The organism is Allobosea sp. FBZP-16 (assembly GCF_002831785.1).
GTDB classification, from domain to species: domain Bacteria; phylum Pseudomonadota; class Alphaproteobacteria; order Rhizobiales; family Beijerinckiaceae; genus Allobosea; species Allobosea lupini.
In genome coordinates this window covers 14,215-34,153 of sequence record NZ_LNCQ01000012.1, presented here as the reverse complement: position 1 = coordinate 34,153, position 19,939 = coordinate 14,215, and the positions used below count along the sequence as shown (strand labels likewise).

Annotated in this window: 21 protein-coding genes and 1 pseudogene; 12 read left to right on the top strand and 10 right to left on the bottom strand. The window is 67.5% G+C overall.

Features of this window, described 5'->3' with window-relative positions; genetic code table 11:
• Window positions 1-22 precede the first annotated feature (22 nt).
• Window positions 23-1,279: a phosphoglycerate dehydrogenase gene (gene serA, locus CXY91_RS02715; protein ID WP_100959201.1), complete on the top strand. Its 1,257-nt coding sequence runs from the start codon at window positions 23-25 to the stop codon at window positions 1,277-1,279.
• A gap of 14 nt (window positions 1,280-1,293) precedes the next feature.
• On the opposite strand, the gene phnF is transcribed toward serA, so the two are convergent.
• Complete coding sequence (gene phnF / locus CXY91_RS02710) at window positions 1,294-2,043, bottom strand: phosphonate metabolism transcriptional regulator PhnF (protein ID WP_100959200.1); 750 nt, start codon at window positions 2,041-2,043, stop codon at window positions 1,294-1,296.
• A gap of 88 nt (window positions 2,044-2,131) precedes the next feature.
• On the opposite strand from phnF, the gene phnG reads away from it, so the two are divergent.
• The 9 genes and pseudogenes from phnG (at window position 2,132) to CXY91_RS02665 (ending at window position 9,569) form a co-directional block, all read left to right on the top strand.
• Complete coding sequence (gene phnG / locus CXY91_RS02705; RefSeq protein ID WP_100959199.1) at window positions 2,132-2,572, top strand: phosphonate C-P lyase system protein PhnG; 441 nt, start codon at window positions 2,132-2,134, stop codon at window positions 2,570-2,572.
• Window positions 2,572-3,177: a phosphonate C-P lyase system protein PhnH gene (gene phnH / locus CXY91_RS02700; protein ID WP_100959198.1), complete on the top strand. Its 606-nt coding sequence runs from the start codon at window positions 2,572-2,574 to the stop codon at window positions 3,175-3,177. The genes phnG and phnH overlap by 1 nt, the downstream gene beginning before the upstream one ends.
• A 22-nt stretch (window positions 3,178-3,199) precedes the next feature.
• Window positions 3,200-4,321, top strand: a complete 1,122-nt coding sequence (locus CXY91_RS02695; protein WP_100959197.1) for a carbon-phosphorus lyase complex subunit — start codon at window positions 3,200-3,202, stop codon at window positions 4,319-4,321.
• A pseudogene (locus tag CXY91_RS02690) lies at window positions 4,318-5,187 on the top strand (alpha-D-ribose 1-methylphosphonate 5-phosphate C-P-lyase PhnJ); the annotation flags it as partial. The gene CXY91_RS02695 and the pseudogene CXY91_RS02690, both read left to right, overlap by 4 nt.
• Window positions 5,188-5,405: 218 nt before the next feature.
• Window positions 5,406-6,212, top strand: a complete 807-nt coding sequence (gene phnK, locus CXY91_RS02685; RefSeq protein WP_100959195.1) for a phosphonate C-P lyase system protein PhnK — start codon at window positions 5,406-5,408, stop codon at window positions 6,210-6,212.
• Between the two features lie 166 nt (window positions 6,213-6,378).
• Window positions 6,379-7,077, top strand: a complete 699-nt coding sequence (phnL, locus tag CXY91_RS02680; RefSeq protein WP_100959194.1) for a phosphonate C-P lyase system protein PhnL — start codon at window positions 6,379-6,381, stop codon at window positions 7,075-7,077.
• Window positions 7,077-8,216 (top strand): alpha-D-ribose 1-methylphosphonate 5-triphosphate diphosphatase, encoded by a 1,140-nt coding sequence (locus tag CXY91_RS02675; protein ID WP_100959193.1) that lies wholly within the window; start codon window positions 7,077-7,079, stop codon window positions 8,214-8,216. Before phnL ends, CXY91_RS02675 begins: the two co-directional genes overlap by 1 nt.
• A 7-nt stretch (window positions 8,217-8,223) precedes the next feature.
• A complete protein-coding gene (locus CXY91_RS02670; RefSeq protein ID WP_100959192.1) occupies window positions 8,224-8,925 on the top strand; it encodes a DUF1045 domain-containing protein in 702 nt (233 codons plus the stop codon).
• 23 nt (window positions 8,926-8,948) lie between these two features.
• A complete protein-coding gene (locus tag CXY91_RS02665) occupies window positions 8,949-9,569 on the top strand; it encodes an LbetaH domain-containing protein (RefSeq protein ID WP_100959191.1) in 621 nt (206 codons plus the stop codon).
• 13 nt (window positions 9,570-9,582) lie between these two features.
• Here CXY91_RS02665 and CXY91_RS02660 read toward each other — a convergent pair whose 3' ends face one another.
• The gene (locus tag CXY91_RS02660; RefSeq protein WP_158673243.1) at window positions 9,583-11,139 is read right to left on the bottom strand and encodes an outer membrane beta-barrel protein; all 1,557 of its coding nucleotides are present in this window, start codon (window positions 11,137-11,139) and stop codon (window positions 9,583-9,585) included.
• A 149-nt stretch (window positions 11,140-11,288) separates the two neighbouring features.
• Between CXY91_RS02660 and CXY91_RS02655 the strand changes: the two genes are divergently transcribed.
• Window positions 11,289-12,260: a KpsF/GutQ family sugar-phosphate isomerase gene (locus tag CXY91_RS02655; RefSeq protein WP_100959189.1), complete on the top strand. Its 972-nt coding sequence runs from the start codon at window positions 11,289-11,291 to the stop codon at window positions 12,258-12,260.
• Between the two features lie 24 nt (window positions 12,261-12,284).
• Window positions 12,285-13,187 (top strand): LysR family transcriptional regulator, encoded by a 903-nt coding sequence (locus CXY91_RS02650; RefSeq protein ID WP_100959188.1) that lies wholly within the window; start codon window positions 12,285-12,287, stop codon window positions 13,185-13,187.
• Between the two features lie 3 nt (window positions 13,188-13,190).
• Here CXY91_RS02650 and CXY91_RS02645 read toward each other — a convergent pair whose 3' ends face one another.
• The 8 genes from CXY91_RS02645 to CXY91_RS02610 all read right to left on the bottom strand — a co-directional run bounded on the left by CXY91_RS02645 (window position 13,191) and on the right by CXY91_RS02610 (window position 19,870).
• Window positions 13,191-13,508: a DMT family transporter gene (locus CXY91_RS02645; RefSeq protein ID WP_100959187.1), complete on the bottom strand. Its 318-nt coding sequence runs from the start codon at window positions 13,506-13,508 to the stop codon at window positions 13,191-13,193.
• Window positions 13,509-13,570: 62 nt separating this feature from the next.
• A complete protein-coding gene (locus CXY91_RS02640) occupies window positions 13,571-14,491 on the bottom strand; it encodes a DMT family transporter (RefSeq protein ID WP_100959186.1) in 921 nt (306 codons plus the stop codon).
• A 27-nt stretch (window positions 14,492-14,518) separates the two neighbouring features.
• Complete coding sequence (locus CXY91_RS02635) at window positions 14,519-15,151, bottom strand: glutathione S-transferase family protein (RefSeq protein WP_100959185.1); 633 nt, start codon at window positions 15,149-15,151, stop codon at window positions 14,519-14,521.
• Between the two features lie 165 nt (window positions 15,152-15,316).
• Window positions 15,317-16,171 carry a phosphonate ABC transporter, permease protein PhnE gene (phnE, locus tag CXY91_RS02630; protein ID WP_100959184.1) on the bottom strand — a complete coding sequence of 285 codons (855 nt, stop codon included), beginning with the start codon at window positions 16,169-16,171 and terminating at the stop codon, window positions 15,317-15,319.
• Window positions 16,168-17,049, bottom strand: coding sequence for a phosphonate ABC transporter, permease protein PhnE (gene phnE, locus CXY91_RS02625; RefSeq protein WP_100959183.1), 882 nt, complete (start codon window positions 17,047-17,049; stop codon window positions 16,168-16,170). Before phnE (CXY91_RS02625) ends, phnE (CXY91_RS02630) begins: the two co-directional genes overlap by 4 nt.
• A gap of 246 nt (window positions 17,050-17,295) precedes the next feature.
• The gene (gene phnD, locus CXY91_RS02620; RefSeq protein WP_100959182.1) at window positions 17,296-18,213 is read right to left on the bottom strand and encodes a phosphonate ABC transporter substrate-binding protein; all 918 of its coding nucleotides are present in this window, start codon (window positions 18,211-18,213) and stop codon (window positions 17,296-17,298) included.
• Between the two features lie 76 nt (window positions 18,214-18,289).
• Window positions 18,290-19,108: a phosphonate ABC transporter ATP-binding protein gene (gene phnC / locus CXY91_RS02615; RefSeq protein WP_091832786.1), complete on the bottom strand. Its 819-nt coding sequence runs from the start codon at window positions 19,106-19,108 to the stop codon at window positions 18,290-18,292.
• Between the two features lie 147 nt (window positions 19,109-19,255).
• Complete coding sequence (locus CXY91_RS02610; RefSeq protein ID WP_158673242.1) at window positions 19,256-19,870, bottom strand: TetR/AcrR family transcriptional regulator; 615 nt, start codon at window positions 19,868-19,870, stop codon at window positions 19,256-19,258.
• Window positions 19,871-19,939: the final 69 nt, after the last annotated feature.

Sequence of the window (19,939 nt, the reverse complement as noted above, 5' to 3'; positions counted from 1 at the left end):
TCGCTGGACCGTCGAGCGCGCCATGAATCTCCCCACCGACCGGCTTTCCTTTCCGAAGGACCGCCTCCGCGTCCTCCTCCTCGAGGGAATCAACGATTCCGCCGTCGCTGCCTTGCAGCAGGCCGGCTACACCAACCTCACCCGCCTGCCCAAGGCGCTCGACGAGGCCCAGCTCGTCGAGGCGATCGAGAAGACGCATATCCTCGGCATCCGCTCGCGCACGCAGCTGACCGAGCCGGCTTTCGCCGCGGCCAAGCGCCTCTTCGCCGTCGGCTGCTTCTCGGTCGGCACCAACCAGGTCGATCTCGACGCTGCCCGCCTGCGCGGCATCCCGGTCTTCAACGCCCCCTTCTCCAACACCCGCAGCGTCGCCGAGCTGACCATCGGCGAGATCGTCATGCTGCTGCGCCGGATCCCCGACCGCTCGCGCTCGGCGCATGAGGGCGGCTGGGACAAGTCGGCCAACGGCTCCTTCGAGGTTCGCGGCAAGGTGCTCGGCATCGTCGGCTACGGCAATATCGGCAGCCAGCTCTCCAACATCGCCGAGGCGATGGGCATGCGCGTGATCTATTACGACCACACCGATCGCCTGCGCCATGGCAACACCGAGCCGGTCGAGAGCCTGAAGGCGCTGCTCGCCAACAGCGACGTCGTCTCGCTGCATGTCCCGGAAACGCCTGCCACGCACAACATGATCGGCAAGGCCGAGATCGCGGCGATGAAGCAGGGCGCCTATCTCATCAACAATTCTCGCGGCACGGTGGTCGATCTCGACGCCCTCGCCGAAGCGCTGCGCAGCGGCGCGCTCGCCGGCGCAGCGGTCGACGTCTTCCCGAAGGAACCGGCCTCGAACAATGACCGCTTCGTCACCCCGCTGCAGGGCCTGCCGAACGTCATCCTGACCCCGCATGTCGGCGGCTCGACCGAGGAGGCGCAGGAGCGCATCGGCGCCGAGGTGGCGCGCAAGCTGGTCGACTATTCCGATGTCGGCTCGACCGTCGGCGCCGTCAATTTCCCGCAGGTGCAGTTGCCGGCGCGCCCGGCCGGCACCCGCTTCATCCAGGTCCAGCGCAATGCGCCGGGCATGCTGCGCCGCCTCAACGACGTCTTCGCCAGCCGCAACATCAACATCGCAGCCCAGAATTTCCAGACCGACGGCGAGATCGGCTATGTCGTGATGGAGGCTGATCCGGTCGGCGAGGTCGCGCGAGAGATCATCGAGGAGATCCGGGCGCTGGACGGTACGATCCGAGCGCGGCTGCTCTACGAACGCGGCTGAGCGGAGCGCGAGCGTTAGTTCCCGAAGGGCTCGACCACCATCTCCATCCGCTCGCCGGCGAAGACGCTGTTGACGATGTGGATCGGCGTCAGGTCGGGCAGCGCGTCGACGGCCAGCGAGACCAGCACCGCCGCACCGGGCTCGATCCGCAGCAACGCCGCCTCGCGCTCCGTGGCGAGCCTTGCCGTCAACCGGGTCGAGCGGCGCACATAGTCAAGGATGCCATAGGCCTTGAACGCCGCCGTGATCGACGCCTCCGCATCGCGATAGACCTTGTCGAAGCCGGGAAACCGCCCGACCGCGAGCCAATGCGTCCCGGTCCCCATCGGCGTGCCGTCGGCGAGGCTGAGCCCTTCGCACCGCCATAGCGGCGTTCCCGGCTCGAGTGCCATTGCCTCGCAAATCTCCGGATCACCCGCCACCACCTCCGCCGAGAGCATGCGGCTGGAGCCGATCATGCCGATCCGTCCGAGATTGGCGCGCATGCTGACGCGCCGGCCGAGCGGATAGGGCACGCGCCGGGAACTGACCTGCGTGCCGCGTCCGCGCGCGACCGTGACCAGCCCCTGTTCCGCCAGATGCCGAAAGGCCTGTCGTACCGTGTGCCGGTGCACACCGTATTGCTCGGCGAGCACGATCGCCGCCGGCAGCGTATCGCCGGGCTGGTATTCGCCTTGCTCGATCGAGGCCGCCAGCGCATCGGCGATCCGCCGCCAGGCTGTGCCGCCATCGCCGCCCTGATTGTCCGGCAAGCTCGGCGTCATCAAAATTTCATCCAAAATGTATAGACCTTTTCCAACGATACGCTTATCTTAGTCTAGACATTAGACCTTGGCGAGAGGCCGACACGGTATGACGGACATCGCGACACGTCAGCATTGGATGGCAGTTCTGGCCCGTGCGACGCAAGGCGAGATCGACGCCTTGCTGCAGCAGACCGGCCCGCTGCCGACGCACGAGCTCCTCAAGGCGCCGCAGACCGGCACCGTCATGGTCGAGGGCCGTGCCGGCGGCGCCGGCCGCCGCTTCAACCTCGGCGAGGCGACGGTGACGCGCTGCGTCGTCCGCCTCGACAGCGGCGCGATGGGCTTTTCCTACGCGCTCGGCCGCGACGGCCGCAAGGCGCGCCTTGCTGCGGTCACCGACGCACTCCTCCAAAGCGAAGCCGAGACCGGCCCGCTCCGGCGCGGCGTCTTCGCCCTGGCGCAGAAGCAGCAGGCCGCCCGCGAGCTCGCCTCGCGCAAGGCCGCTGCCACCAAGGTCGATTTCTTCACGCTGGTCAGGGGCGGCTGATGACTCCCAACGACACCCTCATCGGTGCCGGCTTCGCCGACCCGGTCTTCCAGTCGCAAGGTGCCTTCCGTGCCTTGTTGGCAGCGCTCTCGGAGCCGGGTCTCGCCTGCGATCTCGGCGATGCGATCGTGCCGCCCGCCGGGCTCGAAGCTGCGACTGCCGTCGCGCTGCTGACCCTCGCCGATTACGAGACGCCGATCTGGCTTCCGGCCGCCTTGCGTGATGGCCCGGCCGGCGCCTGGCTGCGTTTCCATTGCGGCGCCGCCCTCGTCGATGATCCCGCCCGCGCCGCCTTCGCCGTGATCGACGGCGCCGCGACTGAGCCGAGGCTCGCCGCCTTCAATGCCGGCGACGATCAATTCCCCGATCGCTCGACCACCGTGCTGATCCAGTGTGCCGGCTTCGAAGGCGGCGAGGCTGTCACGCTCGAAGGCCCGGGCATCCCCGGCCGGCGCAGCATCGCCCCGACTGGTCTGCGTCCCGGCTTCTGGGCCGAGGTCGAGGACAACGCTGCAGTTTACCCGCTCGGTGTCGACCTTCTGCTGGTCCATGGCGCGCAGGTGCTCGGCCTGCCGCGCTCGACGCAAATCGTGGAGGCCCGCTGATGCCCCGCCGGGAGCTTTACTGATGTATGTCGCGGTCAAGGGCGGCGAAGCCGCCATCCTCGCTACCCATGATCTCGTTGCCGAGGCCCGCCGCGGCGACGAGAGCGTGCCGGAGCTCGGTGTCGCGCAGATCCGCGAGCAGATGGGCCTCGCCTGCGGTCGCGTCATGAACGAGGGCTCGCTCTACGATCCCGACCTCGCCGCGCTGGCGCTGAAGCAGGCACAGGGCGATGCGATCGAGGCCGCCTTCCTGATGCGCGCCTATCGCACCACGCTGCCGCGTTTCGGTTCCTCCGAGCCGCTCGACACCGCCAGGATGGCGATCCGTCGCCGCGTCTCGGCGACCTACAAGGATCTGCCGGGCGGCCAGGTGCTCGGCCCGACCTATGACTACACCCACCGGCTCTTCGATTTCGCTCTGATGGACGAGACTGCGCCGAGTGAGACGCAGGCCCGTCCGGCCGCGCAGCCGCTCGACGCCTCAATGCCACGCGTGCCGGATATCCTCGGCGCAGAGGGGCTGATGGAGGAGGAAGCGCCTCCCGCAGGCGATCCGCGCCCCTTCGATCTCACCCGCGAGCCCGTCACCTTTCCGGCCGAGCGCGATGTCCGCCTGCAGGCGATGGCGCGCGGCGACGAGGGCTTCCTGCTCGGCCTCGGCTATTCCGTGCAGCGCGGCTTCGGCGGCAACCACCCCTTCGTCGGCGAGATCCGAGTCGGCGAGGTCGCGGTCGAATATGTGCCGGAGGAGCTGGGCTTCGCCGTCGACCTCGGCGACATCACCCTGACCGAATGCCAGATGGTCAACCAGTTCGCCGGCTCCAAGGAGGTCCCGCCGCAGTTCACCCGCGGCTACGGGCTCTCCTTCGGCCATAGCGAGCGCAAGGCGATGTCGATGTCGCTGGTCGATAGGGCGCTCAAATGCCGCGAATTTGGCGAAGCGGCAACCTATCCGGCCCAGCAGGACGAGTTCGTCCTCTACCACTCCGACAATGTCGAGGCGGCCGGCTTCGTCGAGCACCTGAAGCTGCCGCACTATGTCGATTTCCAGGGCGAGCTCGAACTGATCCGCCGCATCCGCAAGGAACGTGAGCAGCGCCTTGCCGAGCAACAGAGCGAAGCCCTGCCGGAGGCCGCGGAATGACCGTGCACCAGAACATCACGGACGAGACCAGGCCGGCCTACAACTACGCCTATCTCGACGAGCAGACCAAGCGGATGATCCGCCGCGCGCTGCTCAAGGCGGTCGCGATTCCCGGCTACCAGGTGCCGTTCGGCTCGCGCGAGATGCCGCTTGCCCGCGGCTGGGGCACCGGCGGCATCCAGGTCACCGCTGCGATCATCGGGCCCGACGATACGCTGAAGGTCATCGACCAGGGCGCCGACGATACCACCAACGCCGTCTCGATCCGCCGCTTCTTCGAGCGCACCGCCGATGCGCGCACCACAGAGGCGACGCACGAGGCGACGATCATCCAGACCCGCCACCGCATCCCGGAGGCGCCGCTGAAGGCCGGCCAGATCATGGTCTACCAGGTGCCGCAGCCCGAGCCGCTCAGGAAGCTCGAGCCGCACGAGACCGAGACGCGCAAGATGCACGCCTGGGCCGAATACGGGCTGATGCAGGTCAAGCTTTACGAGAATATCGCCCGCTTCGGCGAAGTGACGACCACCTACGACTACCCGGTCATGGTCAACGGCCGCTATGTGATGGCGCCGTCGCCGATCCCGAAATTCGACAATCCGAAGATGCAGATGTCGCCGGCGCTGCAACTCTTCGGCGCCGGGCGCGAGAAGCGCATCTATGCGGTGCCGCCGCATACCAGCGTGCGCAGCCTCGATTTCGACGACCATCCCTTCCGCATCCAGAGCTGGGAGCAGCCCTGCGCGCTCTGCGGCGCGGCCGATTCCTATCTCGACGAGGTCGTGATCGACGACCAGGGCGGGCGCATGTTCGTCTGCTCCGACAGCCACCATTGCGAGACGCGGCGGGCCGACGGCCATCGCGGAACGATGCTGGGTGACGCCACAGATAGTGGCTTGGTTTCAAACTCCCACGTCGTCCCGGGCGACCCATCGGGTCCGACCTTCGGTTCGCCCGAAGACAGGCTCCGGGAGACCCGGGACCCAGTCCGGACCCTATCCGATGAGCGCTCCGGAATGGATCGCGGGTCTGCGCTCCGCTCCGCCCGGGGTGACGGGGCGAATGGAACATTGGGAGAGAGCCAATGACACTCCACGTCGCGCCGCCAGACCTCGCGCTCGATCCTGCCCCGCTGCTCTCGGTCGCTGGCGTCAGCCGCTTCTATGGCGAGCGCATCGGCTGCGCCGACGTTTCCTTCGATCTCTGGCCCGGTGAGGTGCTTGGGATCGTCGGCGAATCCGGCTCGGGCAAGTCGACCCTGCTGCGCTGCCTTGCCGGCATCGACAAGCCCGATGAGGGGCAGGTGCTGTTCCGGGGCGGGGTCGAACCGCTCGACATCTATTCGGTCGCCGAGCAGGAGCGGCGCCGGCTGATGCGCACGGCCTGGGGCATCGTCCACCAGAACCCGCGCGACGGTCTGCGCATTGACGTCTCGGCCGGCGGCAATGTCGGCGAACGCCTGATGGACAATGGCGCGCGGCATTACGGCAGGATTCGCGAGACCGCGCTCGACTGGCTGCAGCGCGTCGAGATCGCTGCGGGCCGCATCGACGACCGGCCGCGCCAGTTCTCCGGCGGCATGCAGCAGCGCTTGCAGATCGCCCGCGTGCTGGTCTCAGAGCCGAAGCTCGTCTTCATGGACGAGCCGACCGGCGGCCTCGACGTCTCCGTCCAGGCCCGCCTGCTCGACCTGCTTCGTGTGCTGGTGCGCGATCTCGGCCTCGCCGCGATCATCGTCACCCACGACCTCGCGGTCGCCCGCCTGCTCACCGACCGCCTGATGGTGATGAAGGATGGCCGCGTCGTCGAGCAGGGCCTGACCGACCAGGTCCTCGACGACCCCCAGCATGCCTACACACAGCTTCTGACCTCGGCGGTGCTGACGGTATGAGCTTCTCGCCACACTTTCCTCCGTCATGGTCGGGCTTGTCCCGACCATCTGCGTCTCCGTTCTTCGAGAGCGGTATTCAAGGCGTGGATGCTCGCCACAAGGGCGAGCATGACGGTGGAGCCTTCGTCACATCCTCGTCACCGCGCCGGCCGAAGGCACTGACACCATGACCACGATGATTCACGTCGAGAACGTCGCCAAGGAATTCACCCTGCACAACCAGGGCGGCGTGCGCCTGCCGGTGTTCGACAACGTCAACTTCTCGGTCGCTGCCGGCGAGGCGCTTGTGCTGGCAGGCGCTTCGGGCGCCGGTAAATCCAGCCTGCTGCGCATCCTCTACGGCAATTACCGGCCGACCTCCGGCACCATCGCCATCACCCATGGCGGCAGGCAGATCGACATCGTTTCGGCCGTGCCGCGCACCGTGCTCGACATCCGCCGCCGCACGCTCGGTTTCGTCTCGCAGTTCCTGCGGGTCATCCCGCGCGTCACGGCGCTCGACATCGTCCGCGACCCGCTGCTCGCTCGCGGCGCCACGCCCGAGGAGGCCAGCGAACGCGCGAAAGCCATGCTCGCCCGCCTCAACCTGCCGCAGCGTCTCTGGGATCTCGCGCCTGCGACCTTCTCCGGCGGCGAGCAGCAGCGGGTCAACATCGCCCGCTCCTTCGTCGATCCCTCGCCGATCATGCTGATCGACGAGCCGACCGCCTCGCTCGACGCCAACAACCGCAATGTCGTGGTCAGGCTGATCGCGGAGGCCCGCGAACAGGGCTCCGCCATCGTCGGTATCTTCCATGACGAAGCCGTGCGAGAGGCTGTCGCGACCCGCTATCTCGACATCACCGATTTCCAGAAGGCCGCCTGATGTCCACCATCCTGACCAATGCCCGCCTGATCCTCGAGGACGAGGTCGTCACCGGGACCATCGCCTTCGACGAGGGCGGTATCCGTTCGGTCGACCAGGGCCGCTCCTCGCTGCCGGAGGCGATCGACGCCCAGGGCGACTATGTCGCGCCCGGCCTCGTCGAGATGCACACCGACAACATGGAAAAGCATTTCATGCCGCGCCCGAAGGTCTTCTGGCCGAACGGGCTCGCGGCGGCGCTGGTCCATGACGCGCAGATGGCGGCCGCCGGCGTCACCACCGTCTATGACGCGATCTGCGCCGGCACGCCCTTCTCGGCCAAGGACTATCGCAAGGACATCTTCGCCGACGTGATGGATGCGCTCCGGCTCGGCAGCGCCGAGGGCGTCTTCCGCATCGACCACCGCATCCATATGCGCTGCGAACTGACCAGCCCGGACCTGCTCAGGGATATCGAGCCCTATCAGGACGATGCCCTGGTCCAGCTGGTCTCTCTGATGGACCACACCCCCGGCCAGCGGCAGTGGCGCGATCTCGCCCACTTGCGCACCTACGCGCTCGGCAACGGCAAGACCGAAGCGGAGTTCGAGGAGGATGTAAGCGTCCGCCAGCGCGAGGGGACGGCCAATGTCGGCCGCAACTGGAGCGCCGTTGTCGAGATGTTCCAGGCGCGCGGCATCCCGATCGCGACCCATGACGACACCACGATCGAGCATGTCGAGGCCGGCATCGCCTCGGGCGCGGTGATCTCGGAATTCCCGACCACGGTCGAGGCGGCGCAGGCCGCCAAGCAGCGCGGCCTCGCCACCATCGCCGGCGCGCCGAATGTCGTGCGCGGCGGCTCGCATTCCGGCGGCGTCTCGGTGGCGGAACTGGCCGAGAAGGACCTGCTCGACGGGCTCTCCTCCGATTATGTTCCGGCGAGCCTGCTGCAGGCCGTGCTCAAGCTCCACGACAAGCACGGCATCACCCTGCCGGCGGCGATGGCCAAGGTCACCTGGAAGGTCGCCGACATTCTCGGCCTGAAGGATCGCGGCCATCTCAAGCCCGGCCTGCGCGCCGATCTCGTGCGCTTCAAGGCGCTGGGCCCGACGCCGGTGATCGCCACCGTCTGGTCGCAGGGACGCCGGGCCTTCTGAGCGCAGCATGACCCAACCTGCGCCGCGCTACGCGCTCTACTACGCTCCCGCAGCCGACAGCGCCCTCTGGCGCTTCGGCAGCGCGACGCTGGGCTATGACGCCGTCACCGGGGCGGACATCGACTTCGCGGTTCCGCCCGGTTGCGAAGGTCTCGACTGGTCCGAGATCACCGCTGAGCCGCGCCGCTACGGCTTCCACGCCACGTTGAAGGCTCCGTTCGAGCTTGCCAATGGCCGCAATGAGGGCGCCTTGCGCGCCTTCGCCCGCAACTATGTCGCCGGGCGCCCGCCGGTCCGGCTCGCCGGGCTTTCGGTCAACGCGCTCGGCCGCTTCATCGCGCTGACGCCGTCCGAGCCGAGCGAGGAGCTGCAGCGCTTTGCCTTCGACATCGTCCAGGCCTTCGAGCCGTTCCGCGCCCCGCTCTCGCAGGCTGATCTGGCGCGCCGGCTGCAGAGCCCGCTGACGCCGGCGCACCGGGCCTATCTCGAGGCCTATGGCTACCCTTATGTCGGTGACGCCTTTCGCTTCCACATGACGCTGACCGGCTCGTTGCCGGACGCAGAGGTGGCTCCGGTCAAGGCGGCACTGGCGCAGGCTTATGTGCAGGCCTTGCCGGCTGGCCCGGTCCCGATCGACCGCGTCGCCATCTTCAAGCAGCAGAGCCGCAGCAGCCGCTTCGTGCTGCTCGACAGCATCCCGCTCGGCTGATTCATCCTCGAGGGAAGCCCGTCATGGCAGGCAAGAAGCTCGGGCTCGAACCCGTGATCGACCCGACCGCGAATGTCCGTGACGCCGTGCTCGGCCGCTATACCGAGATCGGTGCCCGCACCGTCTTCGCGGAATCGACGCTTGGCGACTATTCCTATGTCGTGAACGACTCCAACATCATCTACACGACGATCGGCAAGTTATGCTCGATCGCGGCGCATACCCGGATCAACCCCGGCAACCATCCGATGCAGCGGGCGAGCCAGGCGCATTTCACCTATCGCGCCAGCGCCTATTTCGAGGATGCGCAGGACGAGGCCGCCTTCTTCGACTGGCGCCGCTCGACGCCCGTCACGATCGGCCATGATGTCTGGATCGGCCACGGCGCCATCGTGCTCGCCGGGCGCAGCATCGGCACTGGCGCGGTCGTCGCGGGCGGCGCGGTCGTGACCAAGGACGTGCCCGACTACACCATCGTCGCCGGCAACCCGGCCCGCATCATCCGCCGGCGTTTCCCGGAGGAGATCGCCGAGCGGCTGAAGGCACTGGCCTGGTGGGATTGGGAGCACGCCGCCCTGCGCACCGCGCTCGACGACTTTCGGGCGCTGAGCGTCGAGGCGTTCCTGGACAAATATGAGGGCTGAGAGCCCGTCGCCGTCAGAACTGCACGCGCAAGCCGACCTGCGCGACGTTCGCGGTGTAGTCCGAGCCCTGGTTGGTCGAGTTCAGCCGCTCATGGGTGAAGCTGGCGCGGATCGCGAAGGTCCGGGTCAGCTTGTATTCGATCCTGGCGCCGATGGTGGAGAGGTTCTCGCGCAGGTCCTGGCCGTCATATTCGGTGCGGGCGAAGGTGGTGAAGCCGGTGACGGTCAGGTTGCGGCGTAGCGCATGCGCCACTTCGAGGCCGACGCGGCGCGCCGTCGTGCCGCTCGAGCCGGGAATGGTGGTGTCGCCGAGCTCGGCCGAGCCGCGCAGCGTCACCGTGGTCAGCGGCGTCGGTGTCCACAGGATCGCGGCATCGCCGACGAAGCCGCGCAGGTTCCGCAGGCGGCCATCCTCGTATTTGCGATCCTGATAGCCGCCGGAGACCTCGCCGGTGAGCATGCGGCTGATCTCGAAGGTCGAGCCGAGGCGAAGCGTATAGCCGTCGGAGGAGCGCATATAGCCGCTGGAATCGACCTTTTCGTCGAACTGTCGCGTGTCGATTTCGCCCTGGACGAAGGGCTTGAAGCCTGGCGTCACCTCATAGGCGGCGCGCAGGCGCAGGCCGTATTGCGTCTGGTTGCGGTCGGCCTGGCTGAGGATGCGGCCATTGCCGAGTTCGGCGTCCTCGTAGTCCTGCCGGTCGATTGCGCCACGCAAGGTCACCTGCAGGCGGTTGAAATCATGGGTGACGCCGGCCGCGGCGCCATAGTTCCAGGTGATCGGCCGGCCCTGTACGGCGGAGGTCAGGTCGGGCGACCCCGGGCGCTGGGTGTCGAGCCGCAGGCGCGATTCGAGCAGGATGCGGGTGTCGCGCGTCGCGTCGAGGCGCAAGGACATGTTGCCTTCCGCGTCCGGGCGCGAGGCACTGTCGTTGCGATAATAGCGGCTGTAGCCGCCGCGCAGCATGCCGGTGAGCTCGTGAACGTTCCAGTCGGACTGGACGCCGAGCTCGCCCTCGGTGCGGGTGAACAGCGAACCCTTGCTCGGCCCGGAAATGCGCTCGGGATTGCTGTCGTAGCCGACCGAGCCGGTGATCGCCGGGCGCAGGATGACATTGCCGAGCCGCAGGCCGAGCGGCGCGTAGGGGTCTTCCTCCGGCCGCTTGCGCTTGCGCGGTTCGGGTATCGGCGGGGGCGCCGGCGGCAGGTTGGACACGCTCTGCGGTGGCGCGCGGAACTCACGCTGGGTGACGCCGCGAAGGCGCGAGGACCGGACCGGCTGGCTGGCGCGCGTCGGCTGGCCGTTTGAGATCGCGCTGGACCGGCCGCGCGGGGCAGGGGCGGCATCGTCGACACCATCCGGCAGCGCGGACCCAGTCCCCGGAGCCGGGTTCGGCCTTTGCGCGACATAGTCCGGCGTACCGGTCCGCAAGGCCGGCGTCCGGGCGCGTGCCGGCATATCGGCCGGCTGCGTCTGCGCGGAGGCCTGCTCCGGCCAGGCCGTCAGCCCGGCGACGCCGCAGCAGCCTGCGACGCCTGCCAGCCAGCAGATCTGGGCGAAACGGGACACGGGCGCGACGATGCTCCGGCGAGGCAAAGGCTTATCCGCGCCGGGTCGGCGCGCATGGTTAATGGAGTTAGAACGAAGAGGGTTAATGCCCCGTCAATGCGCCGGCACCGGTGGTCAGGCGGGCCTGCGCCGTGCTAGAGGCGCGCTCCATGATCGCGACCATCAGCGCCTCCGCCCTTCGCACCATCGCCACCGAACGCGCCGGGCTCGACGCCTTGCATCAGGCGATCGGCAACGGCCTCGCCGAGCCTTTCGCCGCCGCCGTCGAGATGATCCGCGCCGCCACTGGTCGCGTTATCGTCACCGGCATGGGCAAGTCCGGCCATGTCGGCCGCAAGATCGCGGCGACGCTCGCCTCGACCGGGACCCCCTCCTATTTCGTCCACCCGGCCGAGGCCAGCCATGGCGATCTCGGCATGGTCCAGCCCGAGGACGTCGTCATCGCCCTGTCCTGGTCGGGCGAGGCGGTCGAGCTCTCGGCGATCGTCGGCTACACCCGCCGTTTCCGCGTCGGGCTGATCGCGATCACCGCCAATCGCGACAGCGCACTCGGCCGCGAGGCCGATGTCCCGCTCGTCCTGCCCAAGGCCGAGGAGGCCTGCCCGAACGGGCTCGCGCCGACGACCTCGACGACGATGCAGATGGCGCTCGGCGATGCGCTCGCGGTCGCCTTGCTGGAGGCGCGCGGCTTTTCGCGGCAGGACTTCTACGTCTACCACCCCGGCGGCAAACTGGGCGCGCAGCTCAAGACCGTCGCGACCATCATGCATTCCGGCGAGCGCCTGCCCGTCGTCGGCGAGACCGCTGCGATGGCCGATGTCGTCTCGATGATCACCGCCAAGGGCTTCGGCTGCGCCATCGTGATCGATGCCGACGGCAAGCTCACCGGGGTCGTCACCGATGGCGACCTGCGTCGCAAGCACGGCGCCGGCTGGGGCGGCCGGCTGGCGCGCGACGTGATGACCAAGGGTCCGCGCAAGATCGCGCCGGATGCGCTGACGGCCGAAGCTTTGGAGATGGTCAACCGTCTGCGCGTCACGGCGCTGATCGTCGCCGATGCCGACGACAGGCCGGTCGGCCTCGTCCACGTTCACGATCTCTTGGCACTGGGCGTCGCCTGACCCGTAGGATCTGGCGAGGGGCCCATGGCCGCGCTCGAATGGGATGATCTGCGCTATGTCCTCGCCGTCGCCGAGGCCGGCTCGCTCGCCGGCGCGGCGCGCGAACTGCGCGTCAACCATTCGACGGTGCTGCGCCGCATCGCTGCCTTCGAGCAGCAGGTGGGCTTACGCCTCTTTGAGCGCCTGCCGACCGGCTATGTGCTGACGGCCGGCGGCGAGGATCTGGTCGAGGCCGCGCGCAGCATCTCCGGCACCGTCACCGAGCTCGAACGCCGCATCGCCGGCCAGGACCTGCGACTCTCCGGCACGCTGCGGATCACCGCAACAGACACGCTGATGGGCTCGATCCTGCCCGAGATCCTCGCCGAGTTCGGCGAGGCCCATCCCGGCATCGCCCTGGAGGTCGCGGTCTCCAACCTGATGTTCAACCTGACCAAGCGCGATGCCGATGTCGCCTTGCGCACCGCCGACAATCCGCCGGTGACCTTGGTCGGGCGCCGGGTCGGCAAGATCGCCTTCGCGATCTACGCCGCGCCCACCTATCTCGCGCGCCACGATCATGCCGACCTCGCCGAGCATCGCTGGGTCGGTCCGGACGACACGCTTGCCGGGACCTCGGTCGCACGTTGGATGCAGGCAAAGCTGGGCAAGAGCGAGATCGTGCTGCGGGCCGATTCGCTGCTGGCGATGCAGCAGGCGGCGGTGGCGGGCTTGGGCCTGGTCGCGCTGCCCTGCTATCTCGGTGACAGCCTCCCGGCCCTCGCTTGCGTGCGCCGTCCCTTGCCGGAGATGGAGACGGCCTTGTGGATCCTGACCCATGAGGATCTGCGCGCCGCGGCGCGGGTCCGCGCCTTCACCGATTTTGCCTATGGCGCCTTCCGGAAGCGCCGCGCCTTGCTGGAGGGCGAGGGCGCGCCCTCCGCTTAGAGGTCAGGCCTCGACCAGCTTGAGGCCGATCACGCCGATCAGGATCAGCACGAGCAGGGAAAGGCGCACGGGCGAGGCGCTCTCGCCGAGGGCGACGATGCCCGCGATGGCGACACCGAGCGCGCCGATGCCGACCCAGACCGTATAGGCGGTCCCGACCGGCAATTGCTTCAGCGCCAGCGACAGCATGACGAAGCTGACGATCGCCGAGACGATGCCGATCAGGCTCGGCCAGAAACGGGTGAAGCCGCCGGCCTGCTTCAGCGCAATCGCCCAGACGATCTCGAGCAGGCCCGCTCCGGTGAGTAGCAGCCAGGACATGGGATGTCTCCGTGGAAATGGGGTGACGGCGTCGGATCGGCGCCGTCCTGAAGCTCGAGGAGTCAGAAGACCTTGATCGCGGCGACGCCGAGCAACAGGACGACGACGCCGGAAAAGCGCAGGGCCGAGATCTCGCGCCGAGGCAGGCGGAACCAGCCGTAACGATCGACGAAGAGCGAGACGATCTGCTGGCCGGCGACGGTCAGGCCGACGGTCGCGGCGGTGCCGATGGCAGGGATCGCGACGAAGACGGTGGTGACATAGGTCGCGCCGCAGACCGCGCCGATCCAGCCCCACCAGGGCATGGCCTTGAGGCCGCCGAGCTGCGGTTTCGCGCCACCCGTCAGCAGCGTCACCAGGAGAACGACGATCATCGACAGGGTCGCGACCGCGAAACTGATCGTTCCGACGACGAAGGGCGCGCCGAGATCCTGCCGCAGCAGCCCGTTGATCGCGCCCTGGACCGGCAGCACCGCGCCGGCGACGAGGGCGAGCAGCAGCCAGCCGAGTTTCGAGCCGGAAAGCTCCTTGGTCGCGGCCTTCTGGCCGAAGACGATCGCCACCACACCGACGAGCACGGCCGCCGTGCCGATCAGCGTCGCGGGCTTCGGCGCCTGCCGGGGTACGCCGAGCACGCCGAAGCTGTCGAGCGCGAGCGAGGCCAGCATCTGGCCGGCGATGAAGAGGCCGACCGCGACGACCGCGCCGAGCCGCGGGAAGACCAGGATGGTCGAGGCGACATAGAGCGCCGTCGCGACGCCGCCGATCGCATGCCACCACGGCACGGCCTGCAGGCCTCCGAAGGCGGCCGCCGTGCCGGTTGCGATCGCGACGATCAGCAGGAGGAGGGCGGCGAGCACGACCTGGATCGTCGTCGCGGCGAAGGGGCTTCCCGTCGCCTTCGACAATTGCGCATTGGCGCCGGCCTGCACCGCCAGCAGACCGCCGGCGGCGAGGGACAGCGGGATGAAGAGGGTATCCATGACGAATTCCTGTCGGGAGCGACGCGCTCAGGCGTCGGCGTGCGCGAGCGCCGGCACGGCAAGGCCGCGCTGCACGGCGGGGCGGGCGGCGATCGTCTCGTGCCAGCGTTGCAGATGAGGGGTGTCGGCGAGGCTCAGGCCGAGTTTCGGCAGAGCGTTGATCCAGGGCCAGACCATGATGTCGGCGATGCCGTAGCTGGCTTCGACCAGATAGGGCCGCAGCGCCAGCTCGCCGTCGAGGACACGTAGGATGCGGGCGGTCTCGCGCTCATAGCGCTCGATCGCGTAGGGCAGCGTCTCCTTGGCGAAGACCTTGAAATGCCAGAGCTGGCCGATCATCGGCCCGACATGAGCCGCCTGGAAGAAGCTCCATTGCAGCGTCTTGCTCAGCGCCGGTGGGCCGTTGGGCCGGAGCACGCCGGAACGCTCGGCGAGGTAAAGCAGAATCGCGCCGGACTCGAAGATCGTCCGGTCATGATCGTGGTCGACGATGACGGGGATCTTGTTGTTCGGGTTGAGCGCCAGGAAGCTCGGCCGGTGCTGCTCGCCAGCCTCGATGTCGATGACGGTGACGGCATAGGGCAGCCCGGCTTCCTCGAGCATGATCGAGGCCTTGTGGCCGTTCGGGGTCTGGTAGGTGTAGAGGTCGATCGGGGTCATCGGCTTGCTCCGAAGTCTGGATGCCGATGAGATAGATTGTGCGATGGCGCATCACGATGTGTGATATAGCCTTGAGATTATGCGAATTCGCACAGGCCTCGGATCATGCTGGCAATCTCGCATCATGGCCGGGGCATATTGCGCCTGCCATGACGAATGAGGGTTTCAGATCGCCCGCTTGCCGATGATGGCGAACCGCAGCTTGCTTGAGAGGAAGTCGATCGCGGTCACCGCCGCCAGGATCAGCAGGATCAGGAACGAGACCTGCTGCCATTCGAGCGTGCGGATGGTCTCGGCGAGATAGAGGCCTATGCCGCCGGCCCCGACGATGCCGATGATGGTCGAGGAGCGGGTGTTCGACTCGATGTAGTAGAGCACCTGGCTGGCGATCACCGGCAGCACCTGCGGGATCAGGCCGAAGCGGATCTCATGCAGCTTGCCGCCGCCGACCGAGGCGACGCCCTCGACGGGCTTGCGGTCGGCGGATTCGATCGCCTCGGAGAACAGTTTGCCGAAGGCGCCGAGATCGCTGGTCATGATCGCCAGCATGCCGGCAAAGGGGCCGAGGCCGACGACATTGACCCAGATCAGCGCCCAGATCAGCGCGTCGACGCCGCGCACGGTGTCCATCGAGCGCCGTGCCAGGAAATGCACGATGCGGTTGGCGACGACGTTCTTGGCGGCGAGGAAGCCGAGCGGGAAGGCGAAGATCGCCGCCAGGATGGTGCCGAGGAAGGCGATGGCGATCGTCTCCAACAGTGCCTTGACGAAGATGACGGCGCGGGCGAGCGAGCCGGGATCGGGCGGCAGCATCAGCGCGATGAAGGTGCCGAGATTGGAAAAGCCGGCGATGATCTTCCAGAGCGAGGTCTCGAGCGTCGTCAGCCCGTAGAGGAAGAGCCCGACGAGGCCGCCGACGACGGCCATGGTCGTGAGCTTGGTCTTCAGCGAGCCGTCGATCGCGGCCTTGTGGCGGGCGATCAGCGCGGCGCGGTCGGCGGAGGAGAGAGCGAGCGTCATTTGCCGTGCTCCAGGCTGAGCAGCGCATGGCGCAGGCGCTCGGTGCCGTAGTCGATGAGCATCACCGTGACGATGATCAGCAAGAGGATGGCGCTGACATCGGTGAAGTAGAATTTGCGGATCGCCTCGATCAGATCCTGCCCGATGCCGCCGGCGCCGACGAAGCCCATGATCGAAGCGCCGCGGACATTGATCTCGAAGCGCAGCAGCGCGTAGCTGGCGAAGTTCGACAGCACCTGCGGCACCACGGCGAAGCGGATCGTCTGCCACCAGCCTGCGCCGGTCGCGGTCAGGCCGTCGACCGGCTTCATGTCGATGTTCTCGACCACCTCGGAGAAGAGCTTGCCCATCGCGCCCATGGTGTGGATGGCGATGGCGAGCACGCCGGGCAGCGGTCCCAGCCCGAACGCGATGACGAAGATCAGCGCGAAGACGATCTCGGGGACGGTGCGGCAGAATTCGAGGAAGCGGCGCGTTCCCCAGCGCAGCCAGGGAAAACGGCCGAGATTGCTGGCGGCGGCGAAGCAGAGCAGGAAGCCGCCGACGGCGCCGAGCACGGTGCCGATATAGGCGATCAGCAGGGTCTGCCAGAGCAGCTTCAGCCAGCCATTCAGGCCCCAGTACCATTCCTTGAGATCGGCGCCGAGCGTCGCCAGGCGCAGCGTCGGCAGGGTCTCGAGGATGTATTTCGGGAAACGCCAGGCATTCGCGGCGAATTTCGCGATATCGACCTCGGAGCCGATGCCGGCGAGCACGACGCAGGCGACGAAGACGCCCAGGCCGAGCAGGGTCTGGAGCCGCTTGGCCGCCATTTCGCGCCGATAGAGCTCGGCATGGGCGGCGATGGCGGGATCGGTGCGGTCGATCGCGAGTGTCATGAAATATGCCCTGGCCGAAAGAGGCGCGGGGAACCCCTCTCCCGCATCGAAGTCGAGTGAAACCGACTTCGACACTTTGAGATCTGATCTCGGGCAGGCCCGAGATCAGTGAGAGGGGCAGGGGTGAGAGCCTGCCGGTAAACGCCAGAGCGCGCCGCGGCCGCCCGAATGTTGAGAATAACGCGGTGAGGGCGGTCCCTCACCCCCGGCCCCTCTCCCATCCGGGAGAGGGGAGGGAGCACGTGATTACGACGACTTCTTCTTGCGGAGAGCGTCGACGAACTTGTTCAGCTCGATGATCGGGTCGTAGGCCTCGTTGTCGACGGCGACGAGCGGGCCCTGCTTGCCTTCATAGATCTTGTCGAAGGCGGCCTTGTCCTTGGTGGCGAGGTTCAGCACCGCGTCACGGATCTTGGCCTTCAGCTCTTCCGGCAGCTCGGTGAGATAGGCCATCGGCGAGTTCACGATCTGCTCGGACTTGTAGATGATGCGGAATTCGTCCGCCTTGACCATCTTCTTGCGGTCCATGCGCAGCAGGTTCGATTCCTGCTCGTCGTTCCACCAGTTGGCGGCGACGTCGACGGTGCCCTGCTGCAGCGCGATGACCGCGTTCTCATGGCTGCCGGTGTAGACGACCTTGCCGAAGAAGGTCTCGGGCTCGATCTTCATGCCGTCGAGCGCGAAGCGCGGCACATTGTTGCCCGAGGTCGAGTTCGGGTCGACGAGGCCAAGATTCTTGCCCTTGAGATCCTCGATCTTCTGATAGGGCGAGTCCTTCTTCACGTAGAAGACCGAGTAGTAGCCCTTGGTGCCGTCGATATTGGTCTCGATAGCGAAGGCGTCGACCTTGGCGCCGGTCATCAGCGCGCGGGCGAAGGAGGCCGGGCCGTACATGCCGATATGGATGTTGCCGGCGCGCTGGCCCTCGATGATCGCGGCGTAGTCGTTGGCGATGCGCAGCGTGACCTTGGTGCCGAGCTCCTTGGCGAGATAGTTCACGAAGGGGGTGTAGCGCTCGACCACGCCCGAGGCGTTCTCGGAGGGGATGATGGCGAAGACCAGCTCGGGATATTTCGCCTTCCAGTCCTGCGCGAAGGCAGGCGTAGCGAGCGTCGCGGCAAGGCCGGCCGCGGCGAGCGTGAGGGTATGACGACGGGTCAGCATGGTGGTGCTCCTTTGGAAAAGTCGGTGGTGAAAGGTCAGGCGTAAGGGCAGGCCCGCGGGCACGCCGCCGGCTGTCTCAGGCGGCGTTCTGCTTGGCGCGCTTGGCTTCCTGGCTGGCGATGGCTTCGAGCGCGTCGAGCGCTTCGGCACCGGCATCCTTGGCCTCGATGCCGTAGAGTTCGGCGGCAAGCTCGCTCGTCAGTGCATGCGGCGGGCCGTCGAATACGACCTTGCCGCCGGCCATGCCGATCAGCCGGTCGCAATACTTCGCGGCGATGTCGAGATGGTGGAGATTGCAGACCACGGTGATGCCGTCCTCGCGATTGATGCGGAACAGCGCGTCCATGACGACCTGGGTGTTGCGCGGGTCGAGCGAGGCGATCGGCTCGTCGGCCAGGATGATCTTCGGCTCCTGCACCAGAGCGCGGGCGATGGCGACGCGCTGCTGCTGGCCGCCGGAGAGGGTCTCGGCGCGCTGCGCGAGCAGATGGCCCATGTCGAGCCGCTCGAGCGCGGCAATGGCGCGAACCTTGTCGTCCTGCGAGAAGCTCTTGACCAGTGTCAGCGCGGCCGAGCGATGGTTGAGGCGGCCGAGCAGGACATTGGTCAGCACGTCGAGGCGGCCGACCAGGTTGAACTGCTGGAAGATCATTGCGGTATCGCGCCGCCAGGCCCGCAGCGCCGCGCCGCGCAGGGCGGTGACGTCGCGCTCCTCGCTGAGGATACGGCCTTCGCTGGCGTCGGCGAGGCGGTTGAGCATGCGCAGCAGCGTCGACTTGCCGGCACCCGAGCGGCCGATGATGCCGACCATCTCGCCGCGTGGAATCGACAGGGTGACGTTGTCGACGGCGGCCTTACCGCCGAAACGCTTGGTCAGACCCTCGATACGCAGCATCGACACTCTCCCGCGATTGCGGGATGATGCGGTATCGGCGGCAGATGACAGCGCCGTGACAGGAGGTGCATTCCGGGACGGCCGAGGTGGAAGGCCGGTCATCGACCGTCAACCATATCGCCCGCACTCGCGGCAGAAGGTGGACTGTCAGCCCGCGCGCAGCAGCAAGTCGACGCAGGCGGCGACATAAGCCTTGCGCTCGGCGTCGGCCGCGCGCGCGATGCCGAACAGGCCGCGGACCTGATGGAAGCCGCGCAGCATGCCGATGAACTGCTCGGCGAGCCTGTCGGCCTCCTCGTCGGCCAAGGGCCGAGGCAGGCCATCACCCGATCGTGAACGCTGCGCGAGCAAGGCGGAGAGGTCCGTGATCATGCGGCCTGCCCCAGCCTCGTACGCAGCCTGTCCCAGTTCGGGAAAGCGGGCGGCGGCTCCGACGATCAGGCGATGCAAATCGAGCGAGGCCGGATGCAGCATCATCGCCAGCGCATCCTCGCCGAGACGCAGCAAGGTGGAGCGCAGATCGCCGGTCTCGCTGGCCGGTCTGCGCAGCGGAATCGTCAATTTTTCAGTGAGTTCGGTGCAGATCGCCAGGAACAGCGCCTGCTTGTCGGCGAAATGGCTGTAGATGGTCTGCTTGGAGACGCCGGCGCGCTGGGCGATCTGATCGAGGCTGGCGCGATCGAAGCCCTCGGCCAGGAACGTCTCCGACGCGGCCCTAGTGATCGCGTCATGTTTATCCGGCCGTGATTTTTCGGCCGGCATCGGTCTTGCTTCTGCAGCGGTGGCGCTACCGCGTCCGTGCATTGATCATTCCGTCACGCTTCCGCCCTT

Coding starts and splice junctions, on each gene's coding strand:
- phnG (WP_100959199.1), top strand. CDS start 2,132: ATGACGGACATCGCGACACGTCAGCATTGGATGGCAGTTCTGGCCCGT.
- CXY91_RS02640 (WP_100959186.1), bottom strand. CDS start 14,491: ATGGATACCCTCTTCATCCCGCTGTCCCTCGCCGCCGGCGGTCTGCTG.
- phnE (WP_100959184.1), bottom strand. CDS start 16,171: ATGACGCTCGCTCTCTCCTCCGCCGACCGCGCCGCGCTGATCGCCCGC.
- CXY91_RS02665 (WP_100959191.1), top strand. CDS start 8,949: ATGGCAGGCAAGAAGCTCGGGCTCGAACCCGTGATCGACCCGACCGCG.
- CXY91_RS02645 (WP_100959187.1), bottom strand. CDS start 13,508: ATGTCCTGGCTGCTACTCACCGGAGCGGGCCTGCTCGAGATCGTCTGG.
- phnK (WP_100959195.1), top strand. CDS start 5,406: ATGACACTCCACGTCGCGCCGCCAGACCTCGCGCTCGATCCTGCCCCG.
- serA (WP_100959201.1), top strand. CDS start 23: ATGAATCTCCCCACCGACCGGCTTTCCTTTCCGAAGGACCGCCTCCGC.
- CXY91_RS02675 (WP_100959193.1), top strand. CDS start 7,077: ATGTCCACCATCCTGACCAATGCCCGCCTGATCCTCGAGGACGAGGTC.
- CXY91_RS02695 (WP_100959197.1), top strand. CDS start 3,200: ATGTATGTCGCGGTCAAGGGCGGCGAAGCCGCCATCCTCGCTACCCAT.
- phnH (WP_100959198.1), top strand. CDS start 2,572: ATGACTCCCAACGACACCCTCATCGGTGCCGGCTTCGCCGACCCGGTC.
- phnL (WP_100959194.1), top strand. CDS start 6,379: ATGACCACGATGATTCACGTCGAGAACGTCGCCAAGGAATTCACCCTG.
- CXY91_RS02650 (WP_100959188.1), top strand. CDS start 12,285: ATGGCCGCGCTCGAATGGGATGATCTGCGCTATGTCCTCGCCGTCGCC.
- phnC (WP_091832786.1), bottom strand. CDS start 19,108: ATGCTGCGTATCGAGGGTCTGACCAAGCGTTTCGGCGGTAAGGCCGCC.
- CXY91_RS02655 (WP_100959189.1), top strand. CDS start 11,289: ATGATCGCGACCATCAGCGCCTCCGCCCTTCGCACCATCGCCACCGAA.
- CXY91_RS02670 (WP_100959192.1), top strand. CDS start 8,224: ATGACCCAACCTGCGCCGCGCTACGCGCTCTACTACGCTCCCGCAGCC.
- phnD (WP_100959182.1), bottom strand. CDS start 18,213: ATGCTGACCCGTCGTCATACCCTCACGCTCGCCGCGGCCGGCCTTGCC.
- phnE (WP_100959183.1), bottom strand. CDS start 17,049: ATGACACTCGCGATCGACCGCACCGATCCCGCCATCGCCGCCCATGCC.
- CXY91_RS02610 (WP_158673242.1), bottom strand. CDS start 19,870: ATGCCGGCCGAAAAATCACGGCCGGATAAACATGACGCGATCACTAGG.
- phnF (WP_100959200.1), bottom strand. CDS start 2,043: ATGACGCCGAGCTTGCCGGACAATCAGGGCGGCGATGGCGGCACAGCC.
- CXY91_RS02635 (WP_100959185.1), bottom strand. CDS start 15,151: ATGACCCCGATCGACCTCTACACCTACCAGACCCCGAACGGCCACAAG.